This is a genomic window from Streptomyces sp. NPDC047085 (genome assembly GCF_040643735.1).
Classification (GTDB): Bacteria; Actinomycetota; Actinomycetes; order Streptomycetales; family Streptomycetaceae; genus Streptomyces.
Window position 1 is genome coordinate 193,241 of record NZ_JBEYUW010000012.1, and the last position, 13,552, is coordinate 206,792.

General features: G+C 72.7%; 15 protein-coding genes. 8 read left to right on the plus strand and 7 right to left on the minus strand.

Annotated elements, in window-relative coordinates; genetic code table 11:
* Window positions 1–58 precede the first annotated feature (58 nt).
* Both ABZ865_RS32910 and ABZ865_RS32915 read left to right on the plus strand, forming a co-directional pair.
* Window positions 59–472 (plus strand): DUF2267 domain-containing protein, encoded by a 414-nt coding sequence (locus ABZ865_RS32910; RefSeq protein WP_361238572.1) that lies wholly within the window; start codon window positions 59–61, stop codon window positions 470–472.
* 375 nt (window positions 473–847) lie between these two features.
* Window positions 848–1,921: an AI-2E family transporter gene (locus ABZ865_RS32915; RefSeq protein ID WP_361238575.1), complete on the plus strand. Its 1,074-nt coding sequence runs from the start codon at window positions 848–850 to the stop codon at window positions 1,919–1,921.
* Window positions 1,922–1,976: 55 nt separating this feature from the next.
* Here the strand turns inward: ABZ865_RS32915 and ABZ865_RS32920 are convergent, their stop codons facing one another.
* The 3 genes from ABZ865_RS32920 to ABZ865_RS32930 form a co-directional block, all read right to left on the minus strand.
* Window positions 1,977–2,696: a hypothetical protein gene (locus tag ABZ865_RS32920; protein ID WP_361238578.1), complete on the minus strand. Its 720-nt coding sequence runs from the start codon at window positions 2,694–2,696 to the stop codon at window positions 1,977–1,979.
* A gap of 95 nt (window positions 2,697–2,791) precedes the next feature.
* The gene (locus tag ABZ865_RS32925; protein WP_361238580.1) at window positions 2,792–3,400 is read right to left on the minus strand and encodes a DJ-1/PfpI family protein; all 609 of its coding nucleotides are present in this window, start codon (window positions 3,398–3,400) and stop codon (window positions 2,792–2,794) included.
* Between the two features lie 43 nt (window positions 3,401–3,443).
* Window positions 3,444–3,923: a helix-turn-helix domain-containing protein gene (locus tag ABZ865_RS32930; protein ID WP_361238583.1), complete on the minus strand. Its 480-nt coding sequence runs from the start codon at window positions 3,921–3,923 to the stop codon at window positions 3,444–3,446.
* A gap of 59 nt (window positions 3,924–3,982) precedes the next feature.
* Between ABZ865_RS32930 and ABZ865_RS32935 the strand changes: the two genes are divergently transcribed.
* A complete protein-coding gene (locus ABZ865_RS32935) occupies window positions 3,983–5,440 on the plus strand; it encodes an MFS transporter (protein ID WP_361238586.1) in 1,458 nt (485 codons plus the stop codon).
* Between the two features lie 139 nt (window positions 5,441–5,579).
* On the opposite strand, the gene ABZ865_RS32940 is transcribed toward ABZ865_RS32935, so the two are convergent.
* Window positions 5,580–6,095 carry a kinase gene (locus ABZ865_RS32940; protein WP_361238589.1) on the minus strand — a complete coding sequence of 172 codons (516 nt, stop codon included), beginning with the start codon at window positions 6,093–6,095 and terminating at the stop codon, window positions 5,580–5,582.
* Window positions 6,096–6,132: 37 nt separating this feature from the next.
* A complete protein-coding gene (locus tag ABZ865_RS32945) occupies window positions 6,133–6,531 on the minus strand; it encodes a metalloregulator ArsR/SmtB family transcription factor (protein ID WP_361238591.1) in 399 nt (132 codons plus the stop codon).
* A gap of 95 nt (window positions 6,532–6,626) precedes the next feature.
* On the opposite strand from ABZ865_RS32945, the gene ABZ865_RS32950 reads away from it, so the two are divergent.
* Window positions 6,627–8,741, plus strand: a complete 2,115-nt coding sequence (locus ABZ865_RS32950; protein WP_361238594.1) for a heavy metal translocating P-type ATPase — start codon at window positions 6,627–6,629, stop codon at window positions 8,739–8,741.
* Between the two features lie 47 nt (window positions 8,742–8,788).
* Here ABZ865_RS32950 and ABZ865_RS32955 read toward each other — a convergent pair whose 3' ends face one another.
* Window positions 8,789–9,292: a molybdenum cofactor biosysynthesis protein gene (locus ABZ865_RS32955; RefSeq protein WP_361238597.1), complete on the minus strand. Its 504-nt coding sequence runs from the start codon at window positions 9,290–9,292 to the stop codon at window positions 8,789–8,791.
* A gap of 175 nt (window positions 9,293–9,467) precedes the next feature.
* Here ABZ865_RS32955 and ABZ865_RS32960 point away from each other — a divergent pair, with 175 nt between their 5' ends.
* From ABZ865_RS32960 to ABZ865_RS32975, 4 genes are all read left to right on the plus strand, one after another.
* The gene (locus tag ABZ865_RS32960) at window positions 9,468–10,163 is read left to right on the plus strand and encodes a hypothetical protein (RefSeq protein WP_361238600.1); all 696 of its coding nucleotides are present in this window, start codon (window positions 9,468–9,470) and stop codon (window positions 10,161–10,163) included.
* Between the two features lie 69 nt (window positions 10,164–10,232).
* Window positions 10,233–11,051: a phosphotransferase gene (locus ABZ865_RS32965; protein WP_361238603.1), complete on the plus strand. Its 819-nt coding sequence runs from the start codon at window positions 10,233–10,235 to the stop codon at window positions 11,049–11,051.
* 166 nt (window positions 11,052–11,217) lie between these two features.
* Complete coding sequence (locus tag ABZ865_RS32970) at window positions 11,218–11,958, plus strand: peptidase E (protein WP_361238606.1); 741 nt, start codon at window positions 11,218–11,220, stop codon at window positions 11,956–11,958.
* Between the two features lie 68 nt (window positions 11,959–12,026).
* Window positions 12,027–12,593 (plus strand): LLM class flavin-dependent oxidoreductase, encoded by a 567-nt coding sequence (locus ABZ865_RS32975; RefSeq protein ID WP_361238846.1) that lies wholly within the window; start codon window positions 12,027–12,029, stop codon window positions 12,591–12,593.
* A gap of 15 nt (window positions 12,594–12,608) precedes the next feature.
* Here the strand turns inward: ABZ865_RS32975 and ABZ865_RS32980 are convergent, their stop codons facing one another.
* The gene (locus ABZ865_RS32980; protein ID WP_361238609.1) at window positions 12,609–13,460 is read right to left on the minus strand and encodes a lysozyme; all 852 of its coding nucleotides are present in this window, start codon (window positions 13,458–13,460) and stop codon (window positions 12,609–12,611) included.
* Between the last annotated feature and the right edge of the window lie 92 nt (window positions 13,461–13,552).

Here is a 13,552-nt window from a genome sequence, read left to right on the forward strand (position 1 = left end):
CCCTCGCCCGGTCGTCGGGAGTGCGGACCCACCGCACCGTGAGGAAGGGACCGGCCTCATGCACCACGACGAGATGATCGGAAAAGTGCAGGATCTCGCTCAGCTGCCCGACCGGCGCGCGGCCGAGCGGGTGGCGCACGCGGTGGCGAGCACGTTGGCGGAGCGGCTGCCGACCGGGCTCGTCCGGCACGTGGCCGCGCAGTTGCCGCCGGACATGGCGGCCGCCATGCGTGAGGCCGCGGACGCGTCCCCCGGCGTCGACTCGGGGACGGCCGGCGAGCGGTTCGGGCTGACCGTGTTCGCCGGACGGATCGCCGACCGCGCGGGCACGGACGAGGACACGGCCCTGCGCGAGGCCGCCGCCGTGCTGGAGGTGCTCGACGCGGCGCTCGCCCCCGAGCTGACGGAGCGCATGGCCCACGCACTGCCCTCGGACATCCGGGAGCTGCTGCCGGTGGAACGCGCCTATTAGGCGAACGAGTCGAGTCAGGCGAGCGGGTCGAGTCAGGCGAACGAGGTCAGGACGACGGGCTGAGAGGCGGCCGGGAGCCGCCGAGCACCGGGCCATGGGGCGCGGCCACGGATGCGCGCGCGGGCATGGGCCGGGCACGGGTGCGGGCGCGTTGGACGGTCCCGTTCCGTCGCCTTGCGCATACCGTTCTCATATTGTGACGAAATGTCATGATGTGGACGCGGAACGGAGGCGGGAGGCGTGGTCGATGGCGCGGGGCGACAGGCGTCGGGGCGCGGGCGTCGTGCATCGGGTGCGCGTCAGACGGTGATGGGCAGCCGGCCGGCCTACTCCGTACGGCTCCCCGCGGTCCCCCGTTCCGAACCGAGGACGTCGGTGGCCGAGCGCACCGTGCCATGGCTGCGGATCGGCGCGGCGTACGCCTGGCGGCTCATTCTCGTCGGCGTCGTCGTCTACGGCGTGTTCGGCGTCCTCGGCCGCTTCCAGCTGATCGCCGTCGCGCTGTTCCTCGCGCTCGTCGTCACCTCGGTGCTGCGGCCGCTGGCCGACCTGCTGAACCGTGTGCTGCCCCGGCCCCTGAGTGTCGCGATCGCCCTCGTGGGGAGTCTGCTGCTTCTGCTGGGCCTGCTCGCCCTGGTGGGCAACGCGGTGGCGCAGGAGTCGGACCGGCTGGCCGGCGAGTTCCGGGGCGGTGTGCACCGTATCGAGCAGTGGCTGCGGCGTCCGCCGTTCCGGCTCAGTCCCGGCAGGCTGTCCGAGCTGCAGCGCCAGGTGACGGACTACATCGCGGCGCATCGGGCCCGCCTGCTCAGCAGCGCGGTCTCGGGGCTGGGCCGGGTCGTCGAGCTGGTGACGGGGGGCGCGCTGGCGCTGTTCGCGTCCGCCTTCTTCATCCACTCCGGGGAGCGTCTGTGGGGCTGGGTGCGGGACCGGTTGCTGCCCAGCGGGGCGCGCTCGGCGTGGGACCGCGCGGGGCGCGCGGCCTGGCGGACCTTCGCCGGGTACACGCGCGGCATCATCATCGTCGCCGCGACGAACGCGGTGTTCGTCGGCGTCGTGCTGCTCGTGCTGCGGGTGCCGCTCGCGCTGCCGCTGACGCTGCTGGAGTTCTTCGCCTCGTTCGTGCCCCTGGTCGGCTCACCGGTCGCGCTCGGGGTGGCCACGGTGGTCGCCCTGGCGGGGCGCGGTCCGCTCACGGCCTTCCTGGTGCTGGTCCTCATCGTCGTCATCGGACAGCTCGAAGGGCATGTGCTGCATCCGCTGGTGATGAGCTGGGCGGTGCGGCTGCACCCGCTGGTCGTGGCCGTGTCCGTCATCGCGGGCAGCATCGTCGGGGGAGTGATCGGCGCCATCGTGGCGGTGCCGTTCGTCTCGGTCGCCTGGGCGGTGCTGAGCGCACTGCGGGCCCCTCCGGAGCAGCTGCCGCCGCCGGGATCTCAGCTCCCTTGAAAGCGGCCGGACTCCTCACCGCCGTCGAGCGATCGGCCTGCTGTTCTCCGTGCTGTCAGCTGAAGTGGATGTCGGTGAGGTCGATCGAGACCATGACCTGGTCGAGGACGGGGTGGCCATCGGCGTCGCGGCGGTAGGCCCGGCGCTTGGTGGGCAGCACGATGCCGTCCGCTTCCACACGGTCGTAGACGTACTGCGCGGCGGCGAATCCGCCGGCCACGTCGACGTGATAGTCGTGTCGGCGCAGCAGCCGGTCGGGGCCGAAGTAGAAGTCCTGGTGGGTGCTGTGACTGGCGATCTCGGGTGGGAAGGTGGCACGCAGTCCTCGCCACAGTTCGTCCTTCTCCCGCCACGGCTCGATCTCGGTGACCGTGAAGCCGGGCATGGCCAGCAGGAACGGCGTGGTGAGGTAGGTCCACAGGGCGTAGCCGTTGAAGTAGGCGCGGTCCAGCGGGTCCCAGGGGGTCTCCAACGTGTGGCCGTCGAAGGACGACCGCGGGTCCTCGCGTTCGGCCACCACTCGCCCGTCGAGCTTGTCGATGCTCACGCGTCCGGGCGTGAAGTCGGTCTTCTGGTCAGGGGCGCCGAAGGGTCTCACCGAGGCGTGCTCCTCGTGGAGGCGCACGGTCATCTCGCGCGGCGCGGGATCCTGCGGCAGGCCCTTCACGGCGAAGAGATGACCGCCGCTGACGAGGGTGGCTCGCACCTGGGTCAGCCGGCGCCAGCGTGTGCTCCCGCCGTGGGCTTCGATCGCCTCGCTGAGCAGTTCGTTCATGTCAGGTCTCCTGCCGGCCGCCACCTCGCATCAAGCCGTGGCCGGACGGCTCCAGGATGGTGGATCTTCATTGTGCCGAGGTTGATGACGGGACGTCAGCGCAGCGCGGCCGCGCCCGGGCGGACGGCACGCAGGGCGCGCTCGACGGTCTCCTGGTTCTCGCCGACCGGAGCCACGTAGTCGATGACGCCAGTCGCGGCGTCCTCCCCGAGCGCCCGGGTGATCACCCACGTGGCGAGATACTGGGACGCCAGGCAGCCTCCTGCCGTAGCGATGTTTCCCTCGGCGTGGAACGGCGCGTCCAGCACGGTGACGTCGCAGGCCTCGACGAAGGGCCGGGTCTTCATGTCCGTGCAGGCGGGCATGCCGTCCAGCAGCCCGAGCCGGGCGAGCATCAGCGCGCCGGAGCACTGCGCACCGATCAGCTGCCGTGACGGGTCCAGCACCAGCCGGGAGATCAGCCGGTCGTCGGCGACCACGTCTCGCGTCTTCACGCCACTACCGATCAGCACGACCTCGGCTTCCGTCACGAACTCCATCGGGCGCTGCCCGGTCACCTCGACACCGTTCATCGACGTGACCACCGGTGCCGGCGTGGTGATGAAGGCTTCCAAGCCGTCCTTACGACATCGGTTGATCAGCGCGGACGCGATCAAACTGTCGAGTTCGTTGAACCCGTCGAACGTGACCACTGCTACCTGCATCACATCTCCTTACAGCACGGTCCTGGATCAACCACCGCACGGTCTACGACGCTTCCACCGGACCGGACGGCTCCCAGTCGGGGATCAGTTCCTCCCGGCGGATGTCCTCGCCGTGGACCCGCTCGCCACAGGTCTCGCAGACGGAGTGGGAGACGAGTTCGTGGTCCCGGTGAAGGATCCGGCTGGGCGGTGCGGTGACGACCCAGCGGTCGCCCCAGCCGATGAGCTCACGGGTGATGGCCCCCAGATCGCGCCCCGCCTCGGTCAGGTAGTAGCCGCTGTAGCGTGCGTCGTCCGGGAGCGGGCGCTTTTCGAGGACGCCGCTGTCCACCAGCGCCTTCAGGCGCGCCGCCAGGCGATCCGTGGGAGCGCCGGTGTTCCTGGCGATCTGCCGGAACCGGTGGTTGCCGAGCATGACCTCACGGATCGCGGGCAGGGCCCATCGGTCGCCGACGACCTGCAGGGCCGCGGCGAGCGAGCACGGGCGTCCGGGCACGTCATGGGGATCGATGCGCGTGGTCACGGCCCCAGTATCACCCGGCAAGGTTTGATTTCCAAATCACTCCGTGCTTGGCTTGCGCCATGGCTACTACGCTTCGATTTTCAAAGCACACTCGGACGGCCACCGCGGTCGTCCTGGTGGCCGTCTTCATGACCAACCTGGATCTGCTGATCGTCAACGTCGCGCTTCCGGCCATGGGAGAGACCTTCTCCGCGGGCGGCGGGGGCGCGAGCCTCGGTTCGCTGTCCTGGGTCCTCAACGCCTACGCGATCACCTTCGCGGCGCTGCTGGTGGTGGCCGGGCGTGCCGGTGACCGCATCGGCCGGCGGCCGGTCTTCCTCACCGGGATCGCCGTCTTCACCCTCGCGTCGCTGGGCTGCGCCCTGGCCCCGAACCTGGAGACCCTCGTCGTGGCCCGCGTGATACAGGCCGTCGGGGCGTCCGCCCAGATTCCGACGTCCCTGGCCCTGCTGCTGGCGGCGGTGCCGGCCGAGCGCCGCACCCAGGCCACCCGGAGCTGGGCTGCGGTCGGCGGACTCGCCGCCGCGGCCGGGCCGGTCGCCGGTGGCCTGCTGACCGAGGTGGACTGGAGGTGGGTCTTCGCCGTCAACCTGCCCATCGGCATCGCGGCGCTCGTCGCCGGCCGCGCGGTCCTGCCGAAGCCGGCCGCCGGGGAGGCCGGACCGCTGCCCGACCTCCTCGGTGCCCTGTTGGTCGTCTTCTCGATCGCGGCGCTCTCCGGGGCGCTGGTCCAGGCACCCGCCTGGGGCTGGACGAGCGGCGGGACCGTACTGCTCCTGGCCGTCGCCGTCGTCAGCGGCGCCGCGTTCGTCCTCAGATCCCTGCGACACCCCCACCCGCTGTTCGAGCTGGACCTGCTGAGGCTGCCGCGCTTCGGAGCGGCGAACGCGGGCAGCCTCCTGTTCGGCATCGCCTTCGCGATCATGCTGCTGTCGAACGTGCTGTGGTGCCAGGAGGTCTGGCACTGGAGCGCGCTGCGCACCGGTCTCGCCCTGGCCCCCGGTCCCGCCCTCGTGCCGGTCGTCACCGTTCTGACCGCCCGCACCGCGCAGCGCTTCGGGCACGGACCGCTGGTCGCCGCGGGCGGGCTGCTGTTCGCCGGCGGCATGGTCTGGTTCGCGTGCTTCGCGTCCGTCACGCCGGACTACGTGCGTGACCTGCTGCCCAGCCAGCTGTTGACCGGTACGGGCATCGGTCTGAGCCTGGGCACTCTGGTGGCCGCCGGTGTGCATGCCCTGCCTGGGAACCGTGCCGCGACCGGGTCGGCGCTGGTCAACTCCGTCCGCCAGATCTCGACCACGGTCGGCGTCGCCGTCCTGATCGCGGTGGTCGGCTCCCACGTCGGTGCCACCTCGGGTCACGACTTCCGGATCGCCTGGTCAACAGCCGCCGTACTGAGCCTGGCGACCTCGGCGATCGGCGTGCACCTCAGCCGCGGAGGCGCCCCGGGCCGGACGGCACCCGCCGCATCACCGAAGCCCGAGGCGGACGCGCAGGCCCTGACGGACGCGTCCTGACCGACCCCTTTCCCTTCGTTCCGGCGGCAGTTGGGGCTGTAGCGGCATCCGAACACGACGGCCGATCCGCCCCACTCCCTGACCGGGGACGCCCGACACGGACAGGCCTCTTCGCGACCAGCCGACCGGCGACGCGCCGTCAGGCCAGGCCCGTGTCCCGCAGGATGCGGTCGACCGTGTCGGGCAGTGCGCTGTGGGCCCCGATGACCGTCTCCACGGCGCCGGGCAGCAGGTCGAGTTCCCGGTACCACGCGCGCATTTCCGCCTCGCCGTACTCGGCCGCCTGCGGTTTGGTGGCGTGCCGGGCGAGGGTCTCCTCGAAGGGGACGTGGAGGTAGTAGCAGTGGGTCGGGCCGCGGTGGTCGGCGCACAGACGGGTGAGCATCTCGCCGTAGCGGTCGGCGTAGAGGATGCCCTCGACGACCACGTGGTAGCCCGCGTCCAGGGCGTAGCGGGCGACCGTGTCGATCAGGCCGATGTTGGCGGCTCCGGGCTGGTCGCGCTCGCGCAGCACCTCTCGGCGGAGGTTGTCCTGGCCGACCAGGGCGAGGCCCCGGCCGTGGCGCCGGCGCAGTGCCGCCGCGACGGACGACTTGCCCGAGGCACTGTTGCCGCGCAGCACGACCAGCCGGGTCTCCTCGGTGCCCACCCTCACGCCGGCCGGCCTACCGGCGCCGCGCGCCGCGTCGGTGTCACGGGGCCGTACCGAGGGTCGCTTCCTCCGGCTGGTCCCGGTCGGGGGTGTCGGCGAGGCCGAGACGCAGGTGTTCGATGTGATAGACGGCCTGGTCGAGGAGTTCGGCGACGTGGTTGTCGTAGAGCGCGTAGATCACCGAACGGCCCTGGCGCCGGCCGACGACCAGGCCGAGGTTGCGCAGCAGCCGCAGCTGGTGGGAGCAGGCGGACTGTTCCATGCCGACCTCGGCGGCGAGTTCGGTGGCCGCGCACGGGCCCTCCCGCAGCCGGGACAGGATCAGCAGCCGGGAGGGGGTGGCCAGGGCCTGCAACGTGGTCGCCACGCGGTCGGCGCTGTGCGCGTCCAGGCGGGTACGAGGCACGGCCTGCCGCGCGGGAGTTGCTCCATGACCCATGGCTGTCATCATACAGATGACACTTGAATGGTTCTTCATATGTACCTGTATGGTGTTACGGTTGCCGTCCCCGCCCCCCGAAGGGTCCCTTCTCCATGTCTTCCGTCCTGACCGAGCGCCCCGCGCCGCCCGAAGCCGGCCCCGCCGCGCGCAGCGGCCCGAGGCGCCGGACCCGGGTGTTCGCCCTGCCCGAGGCCCGCTGGGCCGCGGCGGCCACGGTGCTGTTCCTGCTCGCGCTGCCGCTGCAGCTCACCGGCGCGCCCGGCTGGACCTGGGCGGTTGCGTACGCGCTCGCCTACGTCGCCGGCGGCTGGGAACCCGCGTGGGCCGGGCTTCAGGCGCTGCGGGAGCGGACCCTCGACGTGGATCTGCTGATGGTCGTGGCCGCGCTGGGAGCGGCGGCGGTCGGACAGGTGATGGACGGCGCGCTGCTGATCGTCATCTTCGCGACCTCCGGCGCGCTGGAGGCGCTCGCCACGGCGCGCACCGCCGACTCGGTACGCGGCCTGCTCGACCTGGCGCCCGCCACCGCGACCCGGCTGTCCGCCGACGGCCGGGAGGAGACGGTGACCCCGGCGGACCTCACGGTCGGCGACACCGTGCTCGTGCGCCCCGGCGAGCGGGTCGGCGCCGACGGCCGCGTCCTGGACGGGGTGAGCGACGTCGACCAGGCCACGGTCACCGGCGAACCGCTGCCGGTGGCCAAGGGCCCCGGTGACGAGGTGTTCGCCGGCACCCTGAACGGCACCGGCGCGCTGCGCGTGCGGGTCGAGCGCGACGCCGGGGACACGGTGATCGCCCGGATCGTGCGCATGGTGGCGGAGGCGTCCGAGACCAAGGCGCCGACCCAGCTGTTCATCGAGAAGGTCGAACAGCGGTACGCGCTCGGCATGGTGGCCGTGACGCTCGCGGTGTTCGCGGTGCCGCTCGTCTTCGGTGCGCCGCTGACCGGGGCGCTGCTGCGGGCCATGACCTTCATGATCGTCGCCTCGCCCTGCGCGGTGGTCCTGGCCACCATGCCGCCCCTGCTGTCCGCGATCGCCAACGCCGGCCGGCACGGTGTGCTGGTCAAGTCCGCCGTGGTGATGGAACGCCTCGGCCAGGTCGACGCGGTCGCGCTGGACAAGACCGGCACCCTCACCGAGGGCACCCCGCGCCTGACCGACGCCGTCCCGCTGCCCGGCTCCGGCCTGGACGAGCGGGAGCTGCTCGCGCTGGCCGCAGCGGCCGAGCACCCCAGCGAGCACCCGCTGGCCCGCGCCGTGGTCGACGCCGCCCACGCCCGCGGCCTCACCGTGCCCGTGGCGCGGGACTTCCGCTCCGCGCCGGGCGTCGGCGTACGGGCGACCGTCGAGGGCCGTGCGGTCGCGGTGGGCGCACCGGCACGGCTGCCGACCGAGCCCCTCGGCTCCGACCCCGGCTCCCCCGCCGCGGAGGCCGTCGCAGAGGCCGCCGACGGGCTCGTGGCGGAGGGCGGCGCGGGGCTTGAGTCGGAGGTCGGGGCGGAGGGCGGCGGGGAGATCGCGGCGGGCGTCGCAGAGGTCGCCGGAAAGGTCGTCGCGGAGTTGGAGTACGGGGGCCGTACCGCCGTGCTGGTCACCGTCGACGGTGTCCCGGCCGGTGTGCTCGGCATCGCGGACCGGCTGCGCCCGGACGCCGCGCCGACCGTCGCCGCACTCGCCGCGCTCACCGGACGCCGCCCGGCGCTGCTGACCGGTGACAACCCCCGTGCCGCCGCCCTGCTGGCGGACGAGGTCGGCATCGGCGATGTGCGCGCCGGGCTGCTGCCCGAGGGCAAGGTGGCCGCAGTGAGGGAGTGGGAGAGCGCCGGCCGCCGAGTGCTGGTCGTCGGCGACGGCGTCAACGACGCGCCCGCCCTCGCAGCCGCCCACACCGGAATCGCGATGGGCCGTGCCGGATCGGACCTGGCCCTGGAGACCGCCGACGCGGTGATCGTCCGCGACGAGCTCGCCACCGTCCCCGCCGTGGTGTCCCTCTCCCGGCGGGCCCGCCGCCTGGTCGCGCAGAACCTGGCCATCGCGGCCCTGTTCATCTCCGGCCTGGTCGTCTGGGACCTCGTCGGCACCCTGCCGCTGCCCCTCGGCGTCCTCGGCCACGAGGGCTCGACGGTCGTCGTCGGTCTGAACGGGCTGCGGTTGCTCCGCGAGGCGGCCTGGACGCGGGCGGGCGCGGGCGACTTCGGGCGCTGACCAGCGCCTGGATGTCCCGAGTGATCCGCCTACGTGGCCTGTGTGTCCTACGTGTCCGGCGCATCCCGCACGCCGAACACGGCCGGGCCCACCGTGAGGGTGCCGTCGGTCAGCGGGCGGCAGCGGACTCCCCCACCGCCGCGCAGCGCCCGCTGTGCGCCGGGCCCGAGCGTGGTGTCCATCCAGGCGCAGGGCCTGGCCGCGCTGCGCACCTCGAACTCCACGGGCCCGGTGCCGCAGTCGAGGAACACGGTCGAGCCGATGTACGCGTCGATGTCCACGCCGCGCAGCAGGACGTTGCGCCGGGTGCGGAGCAGGTCCGCCTCCCCTGTGGCCGACTGCGGCAGGCGCTCGGCGGCCATGAGGGTGACCGAGGCGTCGCGGTGGGCCGGCTGGTTGAAGTAGCGGTCGCCGACGATGCCCAGGCCCGCTCGGACCTCGGCCGTCGGCACCAGGTCGGCGGGCGGCAGCTCGGGCAGACCGTCGCCGGGGCGGCCCTCGAACCGGTGCACCGGCGAGACCAACAGCTGAACGATTTCCACATGCGCCACGCTCAAAGCCTAGCCAGCCCACCACGGTATCGCCGCGCGTCCGGCGAACAGATCGCGGCGGCGCGAACTCGGCCTGCGAACAGGCCGGTTGGCGCACAGTGGCAGAATCCCGCCCATTCGGTGACCTCGGAGGCCGGGCGCCGGCACGGCTCCCGCACCCGGCATGATGATCGGCATGACTCCGATCACCGGCCTGGATCTGACCGGCTTCACCGCGCTCGAGCCGGGCGTGTGGATGGACGCGACGGAACTCGTGCTGTCGGTCCACTTCTTTCCCCTCGTCCCCGATCTCCCCGCCCCGCTGCACGAGTTCGAGCGCCTGCGGACCACGCGCGCGGCGGACGTGGGCCGGAACGGGGGCGGTCTCATCGAGGCGGTGCCCGGCACGGTGCACGGCGTGCCGGCGGTCCGTCAACTGGTCAAGGTGCCCCTCCCCCATGCACCGCGCGGGCAGGCGTTCATCGGCACGTGGACGATCCCCAAGGCCGCGTGCAGCATGGTCCTCAAGGTGCAGGCCGCGGAACGCGGGATGACCGGTATGCGAGAGGCCGTGGTGGCGGACCGAGTGGGCTTCGAAGCCTACTTCCGGCCCCACCCGTATTCCGCCGGCGAGCAGTTCGGCGGGCTGCCGTACCACGTGGGTGATGACGAACAATGGGACGCCGAGTTCCCCGATCACCCCCTCACGCGGGTGCGGGCCACGCTGAACCGCATCACCCCGACCGTCACGCTGGACGAACACTTCCGGCAGCTCCCCCCGTTCCCCGGCCCGGCCCAGCCGCCGCACCCCACTCCCCCGCCTGCACCCGCTCCCCCGCCCGCGCCCGGCGCGCCCAAGCGGGGCTGGTTCCGCCGCGCGACCGGCCGTTGACCGACGGGTGCTCGTGAGGGCGCTCCATGAGCCGGTGACCGGACGTCGGGCCGCCGGTAGCGTGGCCGTGTGACGGCTGAGGGCGCGGCGGCGGGAGAGGGTCGGGAGCTGGCCGGGGGCACGGTGAACGCGGGGGCGGTCTTCCGGCGCGGCGCGCTGGTGGAGCGACCCGCGCCACGCACCGCACGGGCGCTGCACCGCCACCTCCTGGCGCTGCGCGAACACGGTTTCGACGGGGCGCCCCTCCCGGTCGGTCTCACCGCCGACGGCCGCGAGCGGCTGGCCTTCCTCCCCGGTGACGTCCCCTTGCCGCCGTTCCCGTCCTGGGCGATGTCCGAGCCCGCGCTCGGCTCGGTCGGGGTTCTGCTGCGGCGCCTGCACGAGGCCGGTGCCGCCGTCGCGGTCGACCCGCGCACCGAGTGGCCCCGGGACCTGGCCGACCCGCATGGCGGCACGATCCTGTGCCACAACGACGTCTCCCCGGACAACGTCGTCTTCCGCGACGGCCGCGCCGCCGCCCTGATCGATTTCGACCTGGCCGCGCCGGGCCGGCCCCTGTGGGACGTCGCGATGACCGCCCGCTACTGGGCCCCCATGCTCGACCCCGAGTCCGCCGCGGCCCTCTACCCCGCCGGTCTCGACGCCCCGGCGCGCCTGCGCGTCCTCGCCGACAGCTACGGCCTGAGCGAGCGTGAACGCGCCGAGCTGCCCGCAGTCATCGAGCAGACCACCGAGATCTGCCGGGCCTTCGTCGCCCGCCGGGTGACCGAGGGCGACCCGGCCCATGCGCGGATGCTGGTCGAGCGCGGCGGGTGGCGGCGCTGGGACCGCATCCGGAAGTGGCTGGTCGCCCACCGCGAGACCTTCACGGACGCCCTGCTGCGGTAGGAAGGACGCCGCCGAGGACGCTGCAGCCCTTCAACCCCCTTTCAACAGCCTTTCGACATCCAACCTTTCGGCAACCTCTCAACCACCTTCCGCCGACGGGCCGTTCGGATCACCTGTCACCGCGGCACAGTCCGCCCCCCTCGCGCTCCACGCTACGATCATGCGCGTGACTGCCCCGGAACCGACCATCCTCGCCACCTCCGGAGGGCACCGCCTCGGCGGGCGTACCCGGTTGCTCTTCGACGCCCTGGTCCACCACGCGGTGGACCTGTCGGGCGTGCACGGGCGGCGTCCGCGGATCCTGTACGTCGGTACGGCGGTCGGGGACGCCGAGGTCGCGACGGCCCGGGTGTCCGAGGCGGCCCGGGTGGCGGGCTTCGACCTCACCCCGCTGCAGCTCTTCCCGATGCCGAACGTGGCGGACATCGAGGGCACCGTCCGCGACCACGACGTGGTCTGGGTGATGGGCGGTTCGGTGGCCAATCTGCTCGCCGTCTGGCGGGTGCACGGCCTGGACACCGTAATGCGCCGCGCCTGGCAGGCCGGTGTGGTCCTCGCCGGGGTGAGCGCCGGCTCCCTCTGCTGGTTCCAGGGCGGCGCGACGGATTCCTTCGGGCCCGAGCTGCGCCCGGTGACCAACGGCCTCGGCCTGCTGCCGTACGGCAACGGCGTGCACTACGACTCCGACGCGGGCCGGCGCCCGCTGATCCACCGGCTCGTCGCGGACGGCACCTTCCCGGTGGCCCACTGCACCGACGACGGGGTCGGCCTGGTCTACCGGGGCACCGAACTGGTCGAGGCCGTCGCCGAACTCCCGGACAAGGGCGCCTACGTGGTGACCCGGGAGGGCGAGCGGGCGGTGGAGAAACGCATCGAGCCGCGGCTGCTGCCGACGCCGGCGTTCTGAGCGTCGAGACCGGTTCAGGCAGGCTGCCCCGACGACGCGGCACCGCGCCGGTCGTCGGCCACGAGCGCCTGCAACATGCGGACCAGGGCGGTCGCGTCCGGGCCGGAGAGCGGTTCCAGGAACCGGCGTTCGTCCCGCCCGCCGAGGGCATCGCGCGGCTGCGGGAGACCATCGCCATCCTGAAGAACATGTGGACGCGGGACGTCTTCGACTTCGACGGGGAGTACTACACCCTCACCGGCACCCGGAACCGGCCCAGGCCGGTCCAGCCCGGAGGGCCGCCCCTGCTGATCGGCGCCTGGGGCAGCCGGGCCCTGCGGGTCGTCGCCGAGCAGGCGGACATCTGGAACATCCCCGGGCCGCCGCACAACTCTCTCGACCTCGTCCGCGAACGCGCCCGCGTCCTCGACGCGCACTGCGCGGACATCGGCCGGGACCCGGACACGCTCACCCGGTCGGTGCAGTACATCGTGTCGTACGACGACCCCGCCACCGACCGCAAGACCGTCGCCGAACTCGTCGACGCGGGGCTGACCCACATCGTCCTGAGCCTGCGCGGCCCCTATCCGCCCGGCGTCGCACGGTGGCTCGTCGACGAGATCATCACCCCGGTGCGTGAGACGGTCGCGTCGTAGCCCTCGTTCTCGGCCTCACCCGGTGGCGAAGGAACGCAGCGCGTCCGTGGAGCCGTTGAACTTGTTGTGGTCGCCGACCGTCGGGCCGGACGAGGTGTACTGCCACATCGTGTACGCCGACCAGCCCGCCGGCAGGGTCCCCGCGGTCGAGGCGTACCGGGCGATCCAGAGCGGGTTGGCGTCACCGAAGCCGGCGTGGTTTCCCGTGCACTCCTTCCACCAGCTGGTGGCGGTGTAGATGACGGCGGGACGTCCGGTGCGGGACTTGTAGCGGTTCAGGAAGTCGCGGATCCAGCTGACCATGGCGCTCTTCGACTTGCCGTAGCAGGAGTCGCCGTAGGGGTTCCACTCGATGTCGAGCACCCCGGGCAGGGTCTTGCCGTCCTTGGACCAGCCGCCGCCGTGCTCGACGAAGTAGTCGGCCTGGGTGGCTCCGGCGGTGGTGTCGGGGGTGGCGAAGTGGTAGGCGCCGCGGATCATGCCGACGTCGTAGGGGCCGTTGTACTGCTGGGTGAAGTAGGGGTTCTTGTAGTACGTGCCCTCCGTCGCCTTGGTGTAGGCCCATCGCACGCCGTCGGCCCACAGGTCCGACCAGGGCACGTTGAGCTGGTGGCTGGAGACGTCCACCCCTTCGGTGCGGGTCCCCCGGTCGTCGGCCGACCGGGTGCCGGCCCTGGTGGCGCTGCCGTCGTGGGCGAGGACGCCGATGCCCATGTAGGCGGTGCCGCGCAGGGGTGTGCGACCGCCCGGGTCGGGAAGGGCGGCGGGAGTCGCCAGGGCGAGGAGGAGGCCGGTCAGGACGCCCAGGAGGCCGAGGCGTGAGCGCCGGCCGCGGTGGCGGGTGTTGTCGCTTCGCACATCATCCATCTGACCCGCGGTCGGGGCGTACCGCACTCCGGGTACCGCCCAAAGAAGCCATCACCGACCGGGGATTGGGCCATGTGGGTGGCTCCCTGCGG

What these genes read in the sequence shown, in the direction of transcription:
- ABZ865_RS32935 (WP_361238586.1), top strand. Translation starts at nt 3,983, where the DNA reads ATGGCTACTACGCTTCGATTTTCAAAGCACACTCGGACGGCCACCGCG.
- ABZ865_RS32945 (WP_361238591.1), bottom strand. Translation starts at nt 6,531, where the DNA reads ATGGGTCATGGAGCAACTCCCGCGCGGCAGGCCGTGCCTCGTACCCGC.
- ABZ865_RS32950 (WP_361238594.1), top strand. Translation starts at nt 6,627, where the DNA reads ATGTCTTCCGTCCTGACCGAGCGCCCCGCGCCGCCCGAAGCCGGCCCC.
- ABZ865_RS32925 (WP_361238580.1), bottom strand. Translation starts at nt 3,400, where the DNA reads ATGCAGGTAGCAGTGGTCACGTTCGACGGGTTCAACGAACTCGACAGT.
- ABZ865_RS32910 (WP_361238572.1), top strand. Translation starts at nt 59, where the DNA reads ATGCACCACGACGAGATGATCGGAAAAGTGCAGGATCTCGCTCAGCTG.
- ABZ865_RS32980 (WP_361238609.1), bottom strand. Translation starts at nt 13,460, where the DNA reads ATGGATGATGTGCGAAGCGACAACACCCGCCACCGCGGCCGGCGCTCA.
- ABZ865_RS32960 (WP_361238600.1), top strand. Translation starts at nt 9,468, where the DNA reads ATGACTCCGATCACCGGCCTGGATCTGACCGGCTTCACCGCGCTCGAG.
- ABZ865_RS32920 (WP_361238578.1), bottom strand. Translation starts at nt 2,696, where the DNA reads ATGAACGAACTGCTCAGCGAGGCGATCGAAGCCCACGGCGGGAGCACA.